This window comes from Nocardia sp. No.11, from assembly GCF_038752175.1.
Taxonomy (GTDB): domain Bacteria; phylum Actinomycetota; class Actinomycetes; order Mycobacteriales; family Mycobacteriaceae; genus Nocardia; species Nocardia canadensis.
In genome coordinates this window covers 1-19339 of the sequence record NZ_JBCGFB010000116.1, presented here as the reverse complement: position 1 = coordinate 19339, position 19339 = coordinate 1, and the positions used below count along the sequence as shown (strand labels likewise).

The following is a 19339-nucleotide window of genomic DNA, read 5'->3' as shown; positions in this document are numbered from 1 at the left end:
GCCGAAGTAGCCCGCCGAGCCGGGGGCGGCGGCGGGCCGGGTGGCGACCGCCTTGGTGCCGATCGCGCCGAGCGCCATCGCGCCCACCGCGGTACCACCGGCCACCATCAGACCGGAACCACCGGTGCCGACCGTGGCGACGGCGGGCGCCACCAGGCGCATCAGCGCGGGCAGCACGAACGCGACGCTGCACAGCAGCACCAGCGCGACCAGCATCCGCTGGGCCTGTTCACCTTCCGGCAAACCGCCCGAGGTCGTGGTCTCGTCGACATGTCCCGCGGTGGTGAACGCGATCATGTACACGATCGCCGCCACCGGCTTGAACAGCATGAACGCGATGATCCAGCCGACCAGCTTCTGATACGACTGCTTGCCGGTCCCGGTCGCCGACGCCGCCGCGGCCAGCGGCAGCACGCCGGCGGCGACCACCAGCAGACCCTGCCGCACGATGGCCAGCACGATCTGGGCGAGCGCGCCGAGCAGGCCGACGATCGCGATGATCAGCACCAGACCGGGCGAGAACGCCTGCAACTTCGACGTCTTCACCATCAGCTCGGCCATGTTCTTGGCATTGCCGCCGGTGGCGTCCTGAATGATCCACTCCGAGAACTTGTCCGAGGCCCGGGTGCCCGCGACGATCACCGCGCCGAGCATCCACGAGCTGAACACGACCCGGGCGAACAACCGGAACGACTCGGCGGCCTCGCTCACGGCCGCCCCGCGTCTGGCCTCGGCCAATCGGCCGCCGGTGATGATCACCGACGCGATCAGCAAGAGCATCTGTATCTGATAGGTGTAGTCGTTGATCTTGGTGAACAGCGCGCCGGAGTCGCTCACCGCCTCGTTGGGCACCTTCATCCAGAAGGTCAGCGCCAGGATCAGCGCCTCACCGAGACCCTTCATCAGCGAGTCGACCACCTTGCCGAAGGTGGAGTCCCAGGCCTTGTCCTTGACCGCGGTCGCCGCGTCGCCCGGATGCGAGGCGGCGTTGCCCGCCTTGCACACCGCCGAGGCCGCGTCACCCAGGGAGATCCCGGGGATGGCGACACCGTCGAGCGTGTCGTGCAGTTCGTTACAGGCCTGGTCGAAGCCGTAGGTCTGGCCGTAGGCCACGGTCGGCGTCGCGATCATCACGGTGAAGATCACCGCGAAGATTGTGAGTATTCGCCTCAGCATTGTTGGCACCCCTCGATGGTCCGCAGGGAATCGATCCGGGCTGTGCTGTACACCGATGCTCACCATTTCGTCCACCCCGCCAGCGATTCCACGTATTCCGTCTGGGTGTTGGTCGTCGACGACGGCTTGAGCCGCCAGTCGCCCGCGTCCCACACCACGATCATCCGCATGGCGGCATACAACTGTTTCCCGTCGATCACCGGCCCGCGCGAGGCGAGCCGAACGATCGCCATGTCGTCGGCGTAGTCGTCGATCTTGAACGCGTCCGACGCCACGAAATAGCGGGTCACCTTCTCCGGCTGCTGTTTCGGCAGCCGGTCGCTCGACAGCGCCGAGTCGTAGGCGGCCAGCTGCGCGGTGCTGACCCGCACCTGTGTCACGTACAGCGAACGGTCGGCCGGCCTGGCGTTGAGCCGGTAGGTGATCTGCGCGGCGGCCAGCGCGGCGCCCTGCGGGGTGCGCGCGTAGCCGACGGCCAGACCGTCCTCGATCCGGGCCGGACCGTCGGAGGTGGAGAACGGCACCGACGCGCCGTAGACCCGTTGCCAGCCGTGCGGTTTCGTCGTGCCCTCGGGCGCGGCGGTCAGCCAGTCCGAATCCACCGGCGAACGTTGCGTCGAGGGGTCCTGCGCGAGCGGCTGGCCTGCCGGATTGTTCGGAACGTCGACCCGCCTGCCGAACAGATCGACCTCGGGATCGGCGAAACCGGTTCCGCCCGCGGCCTGCGCAGGCGGCGGTGCGACGTCGTCCTCGGTCCCGCCACTGCTGGTGAAGTACACGACCGCGCCGACGACCAGGATCAGGGCGAGCAGCGCACCCGAGGCGATCATGCCGAAAGAAGCGCGGTCGCGCGCGCCCGGCTCCTTCACGCTCACTTCGGTGCCTCCAATGTCACGATGTCGGTGGGTAGTTCGTCGATCGCGTCGACGGGTCGGTCGGTGGACTGCGGGTCGGGCAATTGCAGCCGCCAGTCTCCGCCGTACCAGCCGACCGTGGTGTGGTTCACGGCACGTGAGCTGTCCGAATATTCGGTGTAGACATCGACTCGGGACTGTTCGTCACGGTATTCGGTAATTTTGTAGCCCAACAATCTCGGCGCGTACTCCGGCGCGGCGGGTCCGGTGATCGACAACTGCACCCGGTTGATCGCCCACTCGTCGCGGGCCGGACCCGGCACCAGTTCCTGATTCACCACGGTGGCCCACTGGTTGTCGGGCGCCACCGACAACCGGATGGTGTGCGTCAGCGCCGCCAGCCCGGCGCCGCGCGGGGAATGCTCGAAACCCGTGGCGGCGCCCTGAGTCACCGAGCTCGGCCCCTGATCGGACAAGGGCAGGGCGATGCCCTGGTAGTCCTGCCAGCGCACCCCGGTCGGGGCGGCGGACAGATCGGGGCCGGTATCACCGCCGCGGCCGCAGCCCACCGCCGCGGTCAGCAACGCGATACCGACCGCGACCGGCCGTGTCATGGTGCTCCCCCTCACGCCGGCAGGAACGCCAGCGCGATCGCGGAGGCGGTACTGGCGACCGCGGCACCGAGCAGGCTCATCAGGACACCGTGCGAGGCGTCGTTGACGGCCAGGTCGGAGCGGAACGCGATCCACAGCCGACCTGCCGACAGGATCATCCAGGCCAGGCACGAGAGCAGGACGAACCAGAGCAGCCAGTTGAGCAGCTGCATCATCGGCGCCAGCACGTCGGCCGGGATCTGCTTGTAGGCGAACACGGTGATCACGTACCGATGACCGCGTTCATGATGGTGCCCGCGCTGGTCGCGACGACACCGCCGATCATGGCGCCCGCCACCATCTTCGGCGACTCGAGGCCGCCGCCGGTCCAGCGCTCCCAGGCGAACTTGCCGCCGGCGTAGGTGATACCGCAGATGCCCGACAGCAGCACGAACCAGGTGAGATACCGCACCAGCTGCAGGATCTTCTCCGAGCCGGGAGGAGCTTCCGGTGTCGGATTACCCACCTGGGCCAGGACGGTGCCGTACGTGTCCTGCACGGCGAGGAGGATCATGCTCATCGGGTGCCTTTCTCCCACTGTAAAGGTGTTGTGCCACAAACACTTCGACGCCGACACACGTTTGTACACCACCGGCGGCCGGCTTGCCCGGCGATCATGATCGACGCTCCCCCGGTGTGGGATCGTCGATGCTCGCCCGGATCGCGGCGATCAGATCGGTCCCGAGCTCACCGATCTCGGCCGGTACCTCGTCGAGCGGATCGGCCCGGCGTTTCCTGGGCGCGATCTCGTCCCCGGGCGACCACACCGGCAGCGCCTCGGACTCGACGAGCGTCCATTCCTCGATCCACGGCACCTGCCAGACGTGCCCGGCCAGCGAGCCGACCACGTCGCGGTAGCGCCGGATCTCCGGCGGCACCCGGCCGGGGCGGGCCGCGACCGTGATCAGGCCGAGCACCAGCGCCGGACCGGCCAGCAACGCGTGGTGCTGGCGCAGCAGGTCGTGCGCGCGGGTGAGGCCGGAGATGGTCTCACGCGCGACGAGGACGACGTAGGGGGATTCGCGCTCGAACACACCGGGCCACTTGCCCCGGGCATCGGCGGCGGGCGCGAGCACATGCGCGAGCGTGGTGGCACCGGAGCCACCGTGGACGCCGAGCAGCCACACCAGTGGCGCGCGGCCGACCCCGGGTACCGGACGCTCCCAGATCGGCGCGCGCAGCGATTCGGGCGGTGCGACGACGCCGACGCCGGCGGGCGTCGGTTCACGACGACGACGAAGATTCATAGCGGCCGTCATGATGCCACCCCGGCGAGCAACCGCCCATATGCCGCACGCGTCGGCTCGGCCAGCTCGCTGTGCCGAACCAGCTCACCGCGGGCCAGATGCGGGTCGTACGGAATCTCGACGACCTCGCGTACCCAGCCGGACAGATGCTCGCGCAAATGCTCGGCTACGCGCGAGTCGTCGTGCGAATACTGGTGGGAGACAACGATGGTCGTGTCCGCCACGACTCCGGCGCCGTCGTCGCCGTAGTGGTCGTCGAGCCATTCCAGCGTCACCCGCAGGCGGTTGGCCGCGTCGACGCGGGCCGGAATGGTCAGGACCAGTGCGATATCGGCGTCGTCGAGCAGCGGGCGCAGTTGCCGACCGGCAATCGGGCTGCCGCCGTCGTAGACCGCGGTGTACCCGCCGGTGGTCAAAGCCCTGGCGACAGTGAGATATGTCGCGCGCCGGCGCAGCGGCGTCGCGTCGCGCCAGAGCAGCCCGAAGCCGGAGGTGGAGCGGGACAGGCAGTCCTCGATCGGGGCGGGTTCGTCGTCGCCGCGGCCGTACACCCACGACTGCAGATTCACCGGGTGCAGGTGCTTGTCGGCGCCGCGCAAGGCGAGATCGCTGCCCGCGGCGGTCGCGTCGACCGCCACCGTGGCCGCGCCCTCGGTGACCAGTTCGGCGGCCAGGCCGAGCGCGGTCGTGGTGGTGCCCGCGCCGCCGCAGCCGCCCACGACGAGGATCGGTCTGCGAGCGCCCTCGGAACGTTCGCCGGTCTTGCGCCGCAACCGCACCACCGGAGCCGGGTCACGCGCCGCGTCACCCGACGGCTCCCCCTCGGGGGCGTCGTCGAGCCATCGGCTCCAGTCGTCTGTCATCGCCTCTGCTCCTTACCCTGCCGCGATGCCCGTGATGAGCGTGCGATCGCCGACCAGCGCTGTGCGCACCGACTGCTTGGTGTAGGTGGCCGGTGCGCCCGCGGGCCGGAACTCGGTGACCTCCACCGTGTACCGGTCGGCGGCGACGGTGGTGATCCGCACACAGTGGGTGGTCCCCACCGGGATGGAGTCGATGCCGCGCTGGATCACGGCGGCCGGCGAGACATCGGCGTCCGGGGTCACGACCGCGCGGGCCTGCTCCCCCGATCGGTTGACGTAGTAGGCGTATTGGAAGGCCAGCACGGCGTCGGGGCCGGAGTCGGTGCCCCCGGCCTCGGCACTGCGCACCACGGCGCCGGTGCGTTCGGTCGGGCACGGACCCGGCGCCTCGGCGGTCAGGTTGCCCGCCGTGAAGTGCAGCGGCGGCGCGGCGTGCTTGGCGGTGTCGCCCCCGCGGCCGAACAGCAGGAAGAACACACCGGTGGCGGCGAGGACGAGCACCAGCACCGAGACGGCGAGCACGATCCAGGTGCGATTGCGGTTGCGGGCGCGCAGCGCGCCGGAGGGCTCGAGTACGCGCGCCTCGTCGTACTCGTCGTCGGCGGCGTCGGTCCAGGGGAACTGGACCAGTTCCGCGTCGTACTCGTCGTCGGGGCCCGGTGCGGGTTCGGCGACCCAGTCCGACCAGCCACCGGTGAATTCGCTGCGCCGCGCGGCCAGTTCGGCGGGCGGTGCGGGCGCGGGCTCCGGTGCGACGTCGACCGGGTACGGCGGCGCCGGATGGACCGGGCGGTCGTAGTCGCCGGCGACACCGTAGTAGGCGTCGCGGTGTTCGTCCCCGGGCGTCCGGTTCGGCGCGTCCGCCGCCGTGGTGGCCGGCACGGGCCCGGTGGGCTCGGCTGCCGGTGCGGCGGACGGGGCGCGCTCGGGGCGCTGCGAATATCGGGCGGGACCGTCGTCCTCGCCCGCCGCCGGGTCGGCGGTGTCCTGGCGCGCAGGGTCGGCTGCCTCGGTCTCCGGTTCGAGCGCCGAGTACCAGCGCGACAGTTCGTTGTACGACTTCAACATTCCCCCCTTTCCGCGGCGCCGGGCACAAGGATTCGCATTGCAGACCTCTCGGTGATCAGTTCACAGAGAACGGACGGGTGGTGGGAGCGGTGGTTCCGGGTAACGCGGCAGGCGGAGTCGTCGCGCCGCCGGATGAGGCGCCATCGGCTCCTGTCCCGAACGGAAATTGTCCCCCACCGGAAGGTGTGGGTGTCGTAGACGCGCCGGTCGGGCTGGTGAAGATTCCGGCACTGCGTTTGTCCGATCCGCCGACCGGGACCGCACCCTGTCCCGAGGCGCTCGCCGCGTCCCGCGCGACGGCGGCGAACCAGTCCGCGACGTACTGGGTCGGGGTCGCGCCCTGCGCGCCGACGCCCATGCGCGAGTACGCGTCGTGGCGCTGGGTGGTGTCCCAGTAGCGCACCCAGGTGGTCACGTCGAGCAGCTCGGCGTTGTCGGTGATGTTCTGCTGGACGGCCGTATAAGCCTCGTTGACCAGCCGGATCCCGGTGGTCGGGGGCACGAGCTGGGGCACCGCGCCGACGAGCTTGGTGCCGAGCAGGGTGAGCCCGGCCAGCGGATTGGACAGTGTCGCGGTGGCCAATTCGGCGATGCTCGCCGGATTGAGCACGGTCTTCACCACGGTGACGACGGCGTTGAGCCCGATCATCCCGACCTTCAGCAGCGCCTGGTAGGCGGCGTTCACGTCGAGCTGACCGCGCGGGTCGGAGGCGTCGGCGATGCGCTGGGAGATCGTCTTCTTCGGCGAGAGCGAGACATCCGCGAGCGTGCTGCCGGAAATATCCTCGTCGACCACCGTCGAGGCCGTCTTGATGGAGGTGAAGGCCAGCGCCTGCGCGATCGAGACCAGCGAGCCGATCGGGTCGCCACCGGACAGTTTCACCTGGCTGACCAGATTGGCCACCGCCCGCAGCAGCGGGGCGCCCTGCGGCGCGTCGCAGGCGAGATCACCTGTCGCGCAGAAGCTCGCGACGCGCCCGGTGAGCTTACCGAAATCGGCGGGCTGGGTGTCGCTCGCGCCGAGCCCACCGCCGGGCGCGGGGGCCTGGCGTACGGCGGCCACGGCGTCGAGGGATTCCCCGGAGGTACCGGGTGCCGCGATCGGTGTCGTGCGGTCGGGCGCGCCGGGAAACACCGGAGCGTTCGCGCCGCGGGTCGGGTCGGCGAACAACGCGACCGCGGCGACCTTGTCGGCGGGTATCTTCCCGGTGCCCGCGCCCACTTCCTGGGCGAACAACGAGGCCACGTGGGCGCCTTGCGAATACCCGACCACCGCGATGCGCGAGTCCGGGCAGCGCTGCACGACCTGGGCGGCCATCGATCGCAGCCGCTCGAGTCCACCGTCGACCGATTGCGTGTAGGGCACCGCCCCACCCGGTACCGCGCCGCCGAATCCGGCCTCGTACGGGACGTACGCGCGATCGACCAGCCCCGGCTCAGCAGCCTTGGCGAACATCGGCCGGAAGACCGTCGACAGCATGCCGGTGTCGGTACTCGGGGCGGCGTCCGGTGACGATTCTCCTGTGCCCTGAATCCCCAAGGCGTACAGTGCCGGACACGCCGAGATCGACACCTGGGTGGACGGAGCACCGGGCGCGGCCTCGTCCGCGGTGGCCGCGCCTGCCGATACCGTCACCGAAGCGACGGTGAACGCGATGATCGTCCCCGTGAGTCGTGTCGTGCACCGAGCCATATCGATCCGCATCACAGTCCGTTTCGGCTGACCAGTGGAGCGTTGAAACGCAGTAAACCGTAACAGATTCCGGGACCCCGAACCCCTGCCCAAAATGGCCCTTTCACTGCCCCCGGCAAACCCCGTTGTCCCAGCAATCTTCTGGCGATCTACCAGCTGTGTTCCCGCAGACAGCGGCCCGGGCACCCTCGCGAACGAGAGTGCCCGGGCCGGGGTTCGGGTCAGGCCGCGGAGGTCACCCGGTAGACGTCGTAGACGCCTTCGACATTGCGCACGACATTGAGCAGATGACCCAGGTGCTTCGGGTCGCCCATCTCGAAGGTGAACTTGCTGATCGCGACGCGGTCGCCGTGCGTGGCCACCGAGGCGGACAGGATGTTGACCTTCTCGTCGGCCAGCACCTTGGTGACGTCGGAGAGCAGCCGGGTGCGATCGAGCGCCTCGATCTGGATGGCGACGAGGAACACCGACGACGGCGACGGCGCCCACTCGACCTCGATGATGCGCTCCGACTGTTCCTGCAACGATCCGGCATTGGTGCAGTCGGTCCGGTGCACGCTCACCGCGCCACCTCGGGTCACGAAGCCCATGATCTCGTCGCCCGGCACCGGCGTGCAGCACTTGGCCAGCTTGGCCACCGTGCCCGGCGCGCCGGGGATGAGCACGCCGGCGTCTCCGGTGACCCGCTGACGGCTGGGCGTCGTCGACGGCGTCGACCGTTCGGCCAGCTCGTTCTCGACGTCACCGATGCCGCCGAGCTGGGCCATCAGCCGCTGCACGACGTGGTGCGCCGAGACCTGGTGCTCGCCGACGGCGGTGTAGAGCGCGGAGATGTCGGAGTAGTGCAGTTCGTGGGCGACCGCGGTCATCGCGTCCACGCTCATCAGCCGCTGCAGCGGCAGCCCGACCCGGCGGACCTCCTTGGAGATCTGTTCCTTGCCGCTGTCGAGGGCTTCCTCGCGACGTTCCTTGGCAAACCATTGGCGAATCTTGGCCTTCGCGCGTGGCGAGACGACGAAGTTCTGCCAGTCCCGGCTCGGGCCCGCGTTCTGCGCCTTGGAGGTGAACACCTCCACGACCTCACCGTTCTCGAGCTGGCGTTCCAGCGCGACGAGGCGCCCGTTGACCCTGGCGCCGATGCACTTGTGCCCGACCTCGGTGTGCACGGCGTAGGCGAAGTCGACCGGGGTCGACTTCTGCGGCAGCGTGATCACATCGCCCTTGGGGGTGAACACGAAGATCTCCGGCGACTTCAGGTCGAAGCGCAGGGATTCGAGGAACTCGGCGGGGTCGGCGGCCTCTCGCTGCCAGTCCAGCAGCTGGCGCATCCACGCCATGTCGTCGACCTCGGCGGCGTCACCGGAGTGCTTGCCCTTGGTCTCCTTGTAGCGCCAGTGCGCGGCGATGCCGAACTCGGCCGTGCGGTGCATGTCGTGGGTGCGGATCTGCACTTCCAGCGGCTTGCCGTCGGGGCCGACGACGGTGGTGTGCAGCGACTGGTAGACGCCGTAGCGCGGCTGGGCGATGTAGTCCTTGAACCGGCCCGCCATGGGCTGCCACAGCGAGTGCACCACGCCGACCGCGGCGTAGCAGTCACGGACCTCGTCGCACAGGATGCGCATGCCGACCAGGTCGTGGATGTCGTCGAAGTCCTTCCCCTTGACGATCATCTTCTGATAGATCGACCAGTAGTGCTTGGGGCGGCCTTCCACGACGGCGTTGATCCGCGACGCGGCCAGGGTGTTGATGATCTCGGCGCGCACCTTCTGCAGGTAGGTGTCGCGCGAGGGCGCGCGGTCGGCGACCAGGCGCACGATCTCGTCGTACTTCTTGGGGTGCAGGATCGCGAAGGCGAGGTCCTCGAGCTCCCATTTGACGGTGGCCATGCCGAGGCGGTGTGCCAGCGGCGCGATCACCTCGAGGGTCTCCTTGGCCTTCTTGGCCTGCTTCTCCGGCGGCAGGAAGCGCATGGTGCGCATGTTGTGCAGCCGGTCGGCGACCTTGATCACCAGCACGCGAGGGTCGCGGGCCATGGCGATGATCATCTTGCGGATGGTCTCGGCCTCGGCGGCCGCGCCGAGGTTGACCTTGTCGAGCTTGGTGACGCCGTCGACGAGGTGGGCGACCTCCTGCCCGAACTCCTCCTTGAGCTGCTCGAGCGAGTAGCCGGTGTCCTCGACGGTGTCGTGCAGCAGCGCCGCGACCAGCGTCGTGGTGTCCATGCCGAGTTCGGCGAGGATGTTGGCGACCGCCAGCGGGTGGGTGATGTAGGGATCACCGGACTTGCGGAACTGCTTGGCATGCCGCTCGTCGGCGACGTCGAAGGCGCGCTGCAGCAGCGCGAGGTTGGCCTTCGGGTACAGCTCCCGGTGGACGGTGGCCAGCGGTTCCAGCACCGGCTTGACCGCCGCGATGCCGCGCTGGCCGGTCATCCGGCGCGCGAGCCTGGCCCGCACCCGCCGTGAGGCCGAGCTGGGCACGGAGGCGGTCGGTGACTGTTTGGCCGGTTCGGGGGTCGCCGGGGCACCGTCGTTCCGCGGGGCGCCGGTGGACTCCTGCCCAACCTTCGCCTCGCCGAGTTGTCGAGTCATGCCACCGCCTCTCACGCTGCATTCGGACCTGTCGGCCGAGTGCTGCAACCGCCCGGACCACCAACTTTAGTCCCCACACCGACCTGGTGTTCGATTCCCTGCGGTCACAGGCGTGCGACGGTCGCGACTCGGCCCGAAAACCCGCCTCGACCTGCGGATCGTTCAGCGTTCGTCGACCGGGGGCCGCGGGGTCCGCACACTGCGGCCGTCGAGCCTGCCCGGCGGGGCGCCGAGCAGGTCGAGCACGGTCGGGGTGACGTCGACCAGGGTGTACGCGCTGGTCGCGGTGCCCGCGGCGAAGTCGGGGCCGCGCGCGATGACGAAGTTGGCGGTCTCGTCCGGGGTCTGGCCGCCGTGTCCACCGGCCGGGCGGTGCCCGTGATCGGTCGTCACCAGGACGGTCCACCGCTCGCGCGGGTGGCCGGCGGCGCGGCGGTCGACGGCGGCGACGATCTGCCCGATCAGGACGTCGACCCGCCGGATCGCCGCCAGATAGGCGCGGGAGGCGCCGCCGTGCCGATGGCCTGCCAGGTCGAGATGGGTGACGACCAGATCGGGCCCGGTGCGCTCGATCGTGTGCGCCGCCTCGGTGGCGGTGCCCGCGTCGGTGGCCGACTCGTCGACGTCGCGCGGATCGGGGGCGGTGGTCAGCGCGAGGTCGGCGCGCCGGTCGCCGCTGCGCGCGATGGTGGCGATCTGGTCCCAGGTGCCGATCGAGACGGTGTGCCGAGCGGGGTCGGCCCGTTCGATCCGGGTGAACACGCTGGGATGGGCCAGGAACGGGCCCGTGCCGAAGCCGTTGTCGGTGATGCCGTGCTCGGTGTCCCACACGCCGGTCAGCGCACTCGCCCACGACGGCCCGGAGACGGTGATGTGCCCGGCGATGCTGCCGCGCGAGAGCAGTCCCTGGGCGGCGAGGTGGCGCAGGCGTGGCGCCTGCACGTGGTCGGCCTTGTCGAACAGCAGCCCGTCGATCCCGATCACCACGACCTTCGCGACGGGTCCGCCGGGGCGCGGAACACCGAACGCGGCCGTCGCGTCGACGGCGGGGACGGGCCTGTCGAAGTCGGTGTCGGAGCCCGCGGCCGAGCACAGCACCGGAAGGGTCAGCAGGGCGGTGGCCAGCGCGACGAACACCCGCGCCGGAGCCGACATCTCGCGCATGTCCTCACGATGCGGCAGCGCGGACGGCCCGGCGAGGGCGGCACGGCGGTGTTCATCGACGTTTCACCGCCGCCGCGCGTCCCGGTCGCCCCGCTGAACGAGAGGCCAACAGTGCCTTGCCGCTTCACCTAGGCCGACGCGGCGAGCTCCTCGGTGAGCACGGCGACGGTCTCGCGGATCTGGTCCTCGGCATGACAGGCGGTGACGAAGAACCGCAGCCGCGCGAGGTCCTCGGGGACCGCCGGGTAGATGATCGGATTGACGTTGATCCCCCGGCGCAGCAGCGTGTTCGACAGCCGCAGCGTCCGGAGGGAATCGCCCACGATGCACGGGATGATAGGGGTGTCGGCGCTGTCACCGGTGTCGATCCCGGCCGCGCGGGCCAGCTCCAGGAACAGCCGCGCGTTGTGCCGCAACCGCGCCAGCGGGGCGGGGTCGGCGCGCAGTTGCCGGATCGCCTCGGCCGAGGCGGCGGCGTTCATCGGCGTCATGCCGACGCTGTAGACGAACCCGGGTGTCGTGTACTTGAGGAAGCGGATCAGCTCGGCGCTGCCCGCCACATATCCCCCGCATCCGGCGAGCGCCTTGGACATGGTCCCGGACCACAGTTCGACATCGCTCCGATCGACGCCGAAGTGTTCGCCGATGCCGCCGCCGTGCGCGCCGAGCACACCGATGCTGTGCGCCTCGTCGATCATCAGCAGCGCCTGGTGCCGCTTCTTGATCTCGATGATCGCGGGCAGGTCGGGGATGTCGCCGTCCTGGCTGTAGACGCCCTCGATCAGGATCAGCACCCGGCGGTAGCGGGGCCGCAGTTCGCCGAGCAGCCGGTCCAGGGCCGCGTGGTCGTTGTGCGGGAACGGCCGTCGCGTCGCGCCCGACAGCACGCACCCCTGCAGGATGCTGTCGTGGGCGAGGCTGTCGTGGATCACCAGGTCCTCGGGCCCGACCAGGTGCCCGATGATGGTGACATTGGTGGAGTGGCCGCCGACCAGCGCGATCGCGTCCTCGGTGCCGAGCAGCCCCGCGAGTTCGGCCTCCAGTTCCCGGTGCACCGGCTTCTCGCCGGAGAGCACCCGGCTGGCCGAGCAAGAGCTGCCGTACCGGGCGACGGCGTCCTGGACGGCCGCGACCACCGCCGGATGACCGGAGAGCCCGAGGTAGTTGTAGCTGGAGAAGTTGAGCACCGGGACACCGTCGATCACCGAGGTGTCGCGGGTGACACCGTCGTTGACCAGGAAATACGGATTGTCCAGGCCCAGCGCCGCCGCCCCGGTCATCCGGTCCTCGATCGCCCGCACCTCCGGGAAGTCCGCGATCCGGTACTCCGCGTCGACCGTCACCGGCGCCGGTTCGGGCACCACCGGGGTGGGCGCGGGCCCACCGGCCACCTGACCGGTGACGTACCCGACCACATCACCGACGGTGGTGGCGGCGCTCGGCCACGACGGGTCCACCTGCAGCCCCGGCAGCTTGCGCATCAATCCACCGAACAGGTCCGACAGCATCATCGAGTCGAATCCGAGTTCGCCGGTGAGGGTTTCGCTGTCGCGCAGCCGGTCGACCGCGAATCCGCTGACCCGCCCGCACTCGGCCCGCACGACGTCGGCGACCGCGTTCGGATCGACCGCGGCCGCGCCGGGCCCCGCCGACGGCGGCGCGACGGTCGCCGTGGCGCCCGGCGCCATCCGCGCGAGCAGCGCGTTCTGTTCGCGGAAGAGCGCGATCATCTGGTCCATGGTGGTGTCCTCCGCCGACGGGGCAGGTGGGGTGAGGGTGGTCGGTTCGATCCAGAAGCGGTGCTCGGTGGAGAAGTCGTAGACCGGCAGCCGACGACGGACGCGCTGCGCGGGCTCGTAGAGGTGGTCCCAGTCGGGTTCGAGGCCGTCGCGATACAGCGCGGCGACGGTCTCGGCGAGTTCGCGCCCGGTCGCGCCGGGGCCGGGACTCGGCGCCAGGCACCGCGGCAGCAGGTCGGGCCGCGCCCGGCCGACCAGTGGACTCAGCATGCGGCGCGGGCCGATCTCCACGACGTGGGTGGGATCGGTGTCGAGCGCCGCCGTCAGCGCGTCGCCGAAAAGGACGGTGGCGCCGATGTGTTCGGTCCAGTAGTCGGCATCCATCGTCTCGGTCGGCGCGAGCAGCCTGCCGCGCACGGTCGAATAGATCGGCAGGGTCGGCACCCGATAGGCGCAGTCGCGGGCGACGGCCGCGAACTCCGCGCACATCGGTGCCATGAGCGGACTGTGGAAGGCGTGCGACACGGTCAGCGGCTTGGCGACGATCCCCCGCTCGGCGAGGACGGCCCGGATCCGGCCCAGCGCGGTGGCGTCGCCGGAGAGCACCAGATCGCTGGGCCCGTTGACCGCGCCAACGGCGACCGCGGGTGCGGCCGCGAGCAGCTCGGCGACCTGCTCGCGCGTCGCCCGGACCGCGAGCATCGCACCGCCCTCGGGCAGTCGCTGCATCAGCCTGCCGCGCGCGACGACGAGCCGACAGGCGTCCTCGAGGTTCATCACCCCCGCTACCGCGGCGGCCGTGAACTCCCCGATGCTGTGTCCGAGCACCCAGGCCGGGCGGACGCCGGCGTCGGCGAGCGCTTGCGCCAGTGCGTATTCCATGGCGAAGATCGCCGGTTGCGCGAGCTCGGTGCGATCGATGTCGACGGTGTCGTCGAGCAGCAGTTCCCGGACCGAGACGCCCAGGTGCGCAGCCATCGCGGCGTCGACGGTCCCCAGTGCCCGCCGCAGCGACGGGCTCGCCGCCGCGGCGGCCCTGGCCATTCCGGCGAATTGCGACCCCTGCCCGGTGAACAGCCAGCCGACCCGCACCGGACCCGCGACCCCGGATTCCGCTCCGGCTCGCAGGCGGGCGATCGCTTCGGCCGGATCGTCCGCCACGATCGCGAGCCGGTGCCGCCCCGACGATTTCACGCGATTACTCGTCCAGCACACCTGCGCGAACCGGTCCGCGGGCACCGCCGCCAGCGCATCCGCCAGCCGAGACGCGTTGCGTTCCAGCCCTGTCGCGTTGTCCGCCGACACCGTGAGCACACCGCCGCCGCTCGCGGGCACGGACTCCTCGACCGGCGCACCGGCCAGCACGAGGTGGGCGTTGGTGCCACCGATGCCGAAGCCGCTGACCCCGGCCAGCGCCGGTCCGGTCAGCGGCATCGGTTCGGCGAGCAGGCGCAACCCGTGCCGTTCCAGCTGCAGTCGCGGATTCTCCTGCTCGGCGAACCGGGTCGGCGCGACGACACCGTGGTGCAGGCTCAGCGCGACCTTGATGAGCCCGGCGACTCCGGCCGCGCCCTCGGTATGGCCGAGATTGCCTTTGATGGACCCGATTCCGCAGGGCCGCGCGCGGTCGCGCCCGTGCAGCCCGCCCAGCGCCTTGACCTCGATCATGTCGCCGAGCACCGTCCCGGTGCCGTGCGCCTCGATGAAGTCGACCGCCCCGGCCTCGATCCCGGCCCGGCGGCAGGCCTCGGCGATCACGTGCTGCTGGGCCCACCGGTTCGGCGCGCTGATGCCGTTGCTGCGCCCGTCGGAGTTCACCGCGCTGCCCTTGATCACCGCGTAGATCGGCAGTCCCGCGGCCTGCGCGTCGGCGAGGCGGCGCAGCACGAGCACCGCGACGCCCTCGCCGCGGACGATCCCGTCGGCGTTGCCGCTGAACGGTTTACAGCGCGCGTCGGGTGCCGAGAGCCCCGCCTGGGTGTAGAACACCCCGACCGCCGGCGTGAGGACCAGGTTCACACCACCGGCGACGGCCTGCTCGCAGTCACCGGAAGTCAGTGCGGCACAGGCGAGATGAACCGCGACCAGTGAGGACGAGCACGCGGTGTCGACCGCCAGGCTCGGGCCGCGCAGGTCGAGCTGGTAGGACAGCCGGTTGGCGGTCATGAAGTAGCCGTTGCCCGAGCCGTGCTGCGGAGTGATCGCGGCGTAGTCCGACATCTGCAGATTGGCCCATTCGTTGGCCATCACCCCGATGTACACGCCCGTGCGCGACCCGGCCTGTTCCCGGGGATCGACGGTCGCGTCCTCGAAGGCGCGCCAGGTGGCCTGCAACAGCAGCCGCTGCTGCGGGTCCATCGTCTCCGCCTCGTGCGGGGTGATCCCGAAGAACTCGTGGTCGAAGGCGTCGGCGTCGTCGATGAATCCGCCGCTGTGGGTGTTGATGGTGCCGGGTCCGCCCGCCGGGTCGTGGAAGTCCTCGGCGTGCCAGCGATTCGCCGGGACCGCCGAGATGGCGTCGCGACCGTCGAGCAGCAGCTGCCACAGTGCCGCCGGATCAGCCGCCTGCGGAAAGCGGCAATCCAGCCCGACGATCGCGATGTCGCTCATGCCGCGTCAGCGAACTCGTCGGCGAGGTAGCCCGCGATCGCGGCGATGGTCGGGTAGTCGAAGACCAGCGTCGGATCGATCTCGAGGTTCCAGCGGTCCTCGATCTCCCCGCACAGCGAGACGGCGGAGACGGAGTCCATGCCGAGTTCGGCCAGCGGGATCGACGGATCCACCTGGTGCGTGGCGCGATCGGTGTAGTCGGCGACGCGCTCGACGAGCCAGTCCTGGATACCGGTCGACGGGTGGGCGGTGGTGGTGAACATGGTCGGCTCCTGGCTGTGGTCGGGTCGATCAGGCGGTCAGCGCGCGGTCGAGCGCCGGTTCGAGGTCCTCGTGCAGTACCCGTTCGAGGCGATCGGCGAGAAACGCCTCGCGCATCGAGCCGCGCTGGATCTTGCCGCTGGTGGTGCGATGCACCGACCGTGCGGAGCGGGCCGCGACGAGCACCACATTCGGCGCGGGCACCTCGAATCCGCGCGCCACCGCGATTTTCATCGCGGAGGTCAGCCCGGCCAGGGTGTCGTCACCGAGCAGTTCCGGCCGCACACCCTGGATCACCACCAGTCGTTCCCGGCCGAGGACATCGACCGAGACGACCGCCCCCGCGTTGCCCGCGAGCGCGGGGTGCAGCTGCTGCACGAGCTCCTCGACGTCGGCCGGGTGGACGTTGCGGCCGTTGACGATCAGCAGGTCCTTGAGCCGGCCCGCGACGAACAGGTCACCGTCGTGGAGCAAGCCCAGATCGCCGGTCCGCAGGAACGGTCCCTCGGTGCCGAGATGGGCGTCGAAGACCTCGCGGGTCTCGGCGGGCCGGTTCCAGTACCCGGCCGCGACGCTGTCGCCGCGCACCCAGATCTCCCCGGTGGCCCCGTCGGGCAGCTCCGTGCGGGTCGCGGGGTCGACGATGCGGATCTCGAGGCCGTCGGCCGCGCGACCGCAGCCGACCAGCGGGGCATCGCCCGGCCGGTCGTAGTACACCGGTGCCGCGTCCATCGCCGCGGCGCTGGCCAGCAGGGTCACCTCGGCCAGCCCGTAGGCGGGCAGGAACGCGGTGGGGCGCAGTCCGGCGGGCGCGAACCGTTCCAGCACCGCCTCGATGGTGCGGGCCCGCACCGGCTCGGCGCCGCTGAGGGCGGCACGGAGGCTGCTCAGGTCGAGCTCGGCGAGCTGTTCGTCGGTGACCCGGCGCAGGATCAGGTCGTAGGCGAAGTTGGGGGCGGCGGTGTAGCTCGCCCGGTACCGGTCGATGGCCTGCAGCCAGCGAACCGGACGCTTGATGAACGTCGTCGGCGCCATGAACACCAGGTTCGAGCCCACGTAGGCGGCGCCGAGCAACATGCCGATCAGACCCATGTCGTGGAACTGCGGGATCCAGCTCACCCCGGTCGACCCCTCGGTCATCCCGCCCGCGACGATCGCGGCCTCGTTGTGCAGCAGATTGCGGTGGGTGACGACGACGCCCTTGGGCGTGCCCGTCGAGCCCGAGGTGTACTGCAGGAAGGCGATCGTGCCCAGGTCGATGTCGGGCAGCTGCCAGGCGTCGGCGTCGCCGAGCGGCTGGTCGGTCGCGACGACGGTCGCGGTGGTGGTGGACGCGACGAGCGCGGCGAAGTCGGCGGTGGTGAGCACGAGCTGGGCGCCGGAGTCGGCGACGACGCCGCGCACCCGCTGCGCGGCCCGGTCCTCGTGCGGCAGCGGTGCCGGGACGGCGACGACACCGGCGTACAGGCAGCCGAGGAACGCGCGCAGGAACGCCATCCCGTCGAGGTAGAGCAACACCACCGGCCGCGCCGACTCCGGCTGCTCGGACAACCACTGGGCAAACGCGCGGGCATCGCGGTCGAGCTCGCCGAAGGTCACGACCTCCTCGACCAGGTCCCGACCGGATTCCCGCAGGTAGATGTAGGAACGGGTGTCCGCGTACCGGGAGAACTGCTGCCTGACGTGGTGCACGTAGCTCGACTGCATGTCGTGGTTCCTTCGGGAGGGTCGGGGGCGTAGTTACTACTCTGCGCTCCTGCACCGCGCACCGGAAGAGACCTCAGGGGCCACCCGCCGAACCCTCAGGGTGGGCATGCTCGCCCCCTTGGTGGACCGGGAATCGCGTTGACAGCCGTCTCTCGCTGTGGCCTCCTTGGCGGGTGGGGAACATCGCGCCGATCCGTCTCGCCGCCACCGCCGACCTGCACCTGAGACCCGCCGTCGCCGGCAAGTTCCGGCCCGGCTTCCTCGGCCTCGACCGCCATGCCGACCTGTTGGTCCTGGGTGGTGATCTCACCGAGGGCGGCACCCGGGCGAATACCACGCTTCTGTGCGCGGAACTGGCCGGTCTCCCGGTCCCGGTGGTCGCCGTCCTGGGCAATCACGACCACGACGAGAACCGTGGCGAGTTCATCGCGCGGCGGCTCACCGAGACCGGTGTGGTTGTCCTGGACGGTGATTCGACCACGCTGACGATCCGCGGGCAGCGGGTCGGGATCGCCGGGGTGATGGGCGGCTCCGGCGGCTTCCCCGGCCACCCTGGTGATCCCGGCTCCGGTTCGGCCGAGCATCGGGCCAGGATGCGCCGCGGACCCGTCGACGCCCAGCGCCTGCGCGAGGCGCTCGACGGCCTCGACTGTGCCCTCCGGATCGCCCTCACCCACTTCGCCCCCGTCGTCGACACGCTCGTCGGCGAACCCACGCCCATCTATCCCGGACTGGGGTGCCACGCCTTGGGCGAGGCGATCGATGCGGGCCGCGCCACCCTCGCTCTCCACGGCCATGCGCACGCCGGCACCGAATACGGGACGACCACGGGAGGCGTTCCCGTGCGCAATGTGTCCTACCCGGTGCTGCGCCGGACGTATGCGGTCTACGACCTACCGGTCGCCGCCGCCGCATAGCCACGCGGCGTCACCACCCTCAGCACGCCGGTGCGCCTCGGCGACCTGCTACGCCGTCTCGCCGAAGGCCCACACGACCGCGGGCCGACCGGTGGCCTTCACCCGCCGCCGTTCGCCGGTGCGGTCCAGCCCCGGGATCGCGGCCAGCGTGCGATTGAGATTGGCCGGGTCGGGACGCGTGCCGTGCAGCGAGGTGCTGAGGTCGACCGCGCGGGTGGCGGGGAACTCCTCGCCCGCCAGCGCCCTGGTCAGGGTCGGGTCCTTCCACAGCAGGCCGGCCAGCAGAGTCCGGCTGGTCTCGACGATCCGATTGTGGTCGAAGGCCAGCGGCGGCACGGCGTCGAACTCGACCCACTCGGCCGGTCCCTCGTGCTCGGCGACGACGGCCCACATGGCGATCGACAGGGTGGGCCCGCGCGGATCGCGGTGCGGTTCGTCGAAAGTGACCAGCTGACCGACCGCGCCGATCGCCTCGACCGGGACACCCAGCTTGGTGTGCACCGCCCGCCGGGCGGCCTCGGCCAGCCGCTCGCCCCGGCCCAGCAGCACACCGGGCAGCGCGAGTTCGCCGGTGAACGGCTCGAACTCGCGAGCGGCGATCCCGATGCGCACCGCGCTGTCGGCCTCCCAGCACCGCAACGTGACGACATCGATCGATACGACGGATTGCTCCACGTCGTCCCATCCTGCCGCAAGCGCGCGCCGAATGGGAACCCGCGCCGCCCTCGCGTTCTCGCTGCGCGCGCCGCCGCCGAGCCCGCCGCGGGCACGGCCCCGCCGACCGGCTTCGTTCACG

General features: G+C 70.6%; 16 protein-coding genes. 1 reads left to right on the top strand and 15 read right to left on the bottom strand.

Annotation, left to right across the window (positions count from 1 at the left end; all coding sequences use genetic code 11):
* The 14 genes from V8688_RS25790 to V8688_RS25725 all read right to left on the bottom strand — a co-directional run.
* On the bottom strand, positions 1-1146 hold a 1146-nt coding region (locus V8688_RS25790), incomplete at its 3' end, for a hypothetical protein (protein WP_342801876.1).
* 89 nt (positions 1147-1235) lie between these two features.
* The gene (locus V8688_RS25785) at positions 1236-2051 is read right to left on the bottom strand and encodes a hypothetical protein (protein WP_316575426.1); all 816 of its coding nucleotides are present in this window, start codon (positions 2049-2051) and stop codon (positions 1236-1238) included.
* Positions 2048-2644 (bottom strand): hypothetical protein, encoded by a 597-nt coding sequence (locus V8688_RS25780; protein WP_218716424.1) that lies wholly within the window; start codon positions 2642-2644, stop codon positions 2048-2050. The genes V8688_RS25785 and V8688_RS25780 overlap by 4 nt, the downstream gene beginning before the upstream one ends.
* Positions 2645-2655: 11 nt before the next feature.
* Positions 2656-2910 carry a hypothetical protein gene (locus V8688_RS25775; protein ID WP_218716423.1) on the bottom strand — a complete coding sequence of 85 codons (255 nt, stop codon included), beginning with the start codon at positions 2908-2910 and terminating at the stop codon, positions 2656-2658.
* Complete coding sequence (locus V8688_RS25770; protein ID WP_022566424.1) at positions 2907-3203, bottom strand: hypothetical protein; 297 nt, start codon at positions 3201-3203, stop codon at positions 2907-2909. Before V8688_RS25770 ends, V8688_RS25775 begins: the two co-directional genes overlap by 4 nt.
* Positions 3204-3297: 94 nt before the next feature.
* The gene (locus tag V8688_RS25765; RefSeq protein WP_218716422.1) at positions 3298-3942 is read right to left on the bottom strand and encodes a hypothetical protein; all 645 of its coding nucleotides are present in this window, start codon (positions 3940-3942) and stop codon (positions 3298-3300) included.
* Entirely contained in the window at positions 3939-4793 is an 855-nt protein-coding gene (locus V8688_RS25760; protein ID WP_342801875.1) for a hypothetical protein, read from the bottom strand. Before V8688_RS25760 ends, V8688_RS25765 begins: the two co-directional genes overlap by 4 nt.
* Before the next feature lie 12 nt (positions 4794-4805).
* Entirely contained in the window at positions 4806-5861 is a 1056-nt protein-coding gene (locus V8688_RS25755; protein WP_255586869.1) for a hypothetical protein, read from the bottom strand.
* Positions 5862-5916: 55 nt separating this feature from the next.
* Positions 5917-7497 (bottom strand): cutinase family protein, encoded by a 1581-nt coding sequence (locus tag V8688_RS25750; RefSeq protein WP_308248358.1) that lies wholly within the window; start codon positions 7495-7497, stop codon positions 5917-5919.
* A 278-nt stretch (positions 7498-7775) separates the two neighbouring features.
* A complete protein-coding gene (locus V8688_RS25745) occupies positions 7776-10145 on the bottom strand; it encodes a RelA/SpoT family protein (RefSeq protein WP_218716420.1) in 2370 nt (789 codons plus the stop codon).
* 162 nt (positions 10146-10307) lie between these two features.
* Positions 10308-11309: an alkaline phosphatase family protein gene (locus V8688_RS25740; protein WP_342801874.1), complete on the bottom strand. Its 1002-nt coding sequence runs from the start codon at positions 11307-11309 to the stop codon at positions 10308-10310.
* Between the two features lie 128 nt (positions 11310-11437).
* Complete coding sequence (locus tag V8688_RS25735; RefSeq protein ID WP_342801873.1) at positions 11438-15658, bottom strand: aminotransferase class I/II-fold pyridoxal phosphate-dependent enzyme; 4221 nt, start codon at positions 15656-15658, stop codon at positions 11438-11440.
* Complete coding sequence (locus tag V8688_RS25730; RefSeq protein WP_218716417.1) at positions 15655-15921, bottom strand: acyl carrier protein; 267 nt, start codon at positions 15919-15921, stop codon at positions 15655-15657. The genes V8688_RS25735 and V8688_RS25730 overlap by 4 nt, the downstream gene beginning before the upstream one ends.
* Before the next feature lie 28 nt (positions 15922-15949).
* Positions 15950-17626, bottom strand: a complete 1677-nt coding sequence (locus V8688_RS25725) for a fatty acyl-AMP ligase (RefSeq protein ID WP_342801872.1) — start codon at positions 17624-17626, stop codon at positions 15950-15952.
* Positions 17627-17799: 173 nt separating this feature from the next.
* Here V8688_RS25725 and V8688_RS25720 point away from each other — a divergent pair, with 173 nt between their 5' ends.
* Entirely contained in the window at positions 17800-18543 is a 744-nt protein-coding gene (locus V8688_RS25720) for a metallophosphoesterase (protein ID WP_342801871.1), read from the top strand.
* Between the two features lie 48 nt (positions 18544-18591).
* Here V8688_RS25720 and V8688_RS25715 read toward each other — a convergent pair whose 3' ends face one another.
* Positions 18592-19218, bottom strand: a complete 627-nt coding sequence (locus V8688_RS25715) for an NUDIX hydrolase (RefSeq protein ID WP_218716414.1) — start codon at positions 19216-19218, stop codon at positions 18592-18594.
* Positions 19219-19339 lie beyond the last annotated feature (121 nt).

Excerpts from the sequence above, each read along its gene's own strand:
- V8688_RS25780 (WP_218716424.1), bottom strand. The coding sequence starts at position 2,644 with ATGACACGGCCGGTCGCGGTCGGTATCGCGTTGCTGACCGCGGCGGTG.
- V8688_RS25770 (WP_022566424.1), bottom strand. The coding sequence starts at position 3,203 with ATGAGCATGATCCTCCTCGCCGTGCAGGACACGTACGGCACCGTCCTG.
- V8688_RS25765 (WP_218716422.1), bottom strand. The coding sequence starts at position 3,942 with ATGACGGCCGCTATGAATCTTCGTCGTCGTCGTGAACCGACGCCCGCC.
- V8688_RS25760 (WP_342801875.1), bottom strand. The coding sequence starts at position 4,793 with ATGACAGACGACTGGAGCCGATGGCTCGACGACGCCCCCGAGGGGGAG.
- V8688_RS25755 (WP_255586869.1), bottom strand. The coding sequence starts at position 5,861 with ATGTTGAAGTCGTACAACGAACTGTCGCGCTGGTACTCGGCGCTCGAA.
- V8688_RS25745 (WP_218716420.1), bottom strand. The coding sequence starts at position 10,145 with ATGACTCGACAACTCGGCGAGGCGAAGGTTGGGCAGGAGTCCACCGGC.
- V8688_RS25740 (WP_342801874.1), bottom strand. The coding sequence starts at position 11,309 with ATGCGCGAGATGTCGGCTCCGGCGCGGGTGTTCGTCGCGCTGGCCACC.
- V8688_RS25735 (WP_342801873.1), bottom strand. The coding sequence starts at position 15,658 with ATGAGCGACATCGCGATCGTCGGGCTGGATTGCCGCTTTCCGCAGGCG.
- V8688_RS25730 (WP_218716417.1), bottom strand. The coding sequence starts at position 15,921 with ATGTTCACCACCACCGCCCACCCGTCGACCGGTATCCAGGACTGGCTC.
- V8688_RS25725 (WP_342801872.1), bottom strand. The coding sequence starts at position 17,626 with ATGCAGTCGAGCTACGTGCACCACGTCAGGCAGCAGTTCTCCCGGTAC.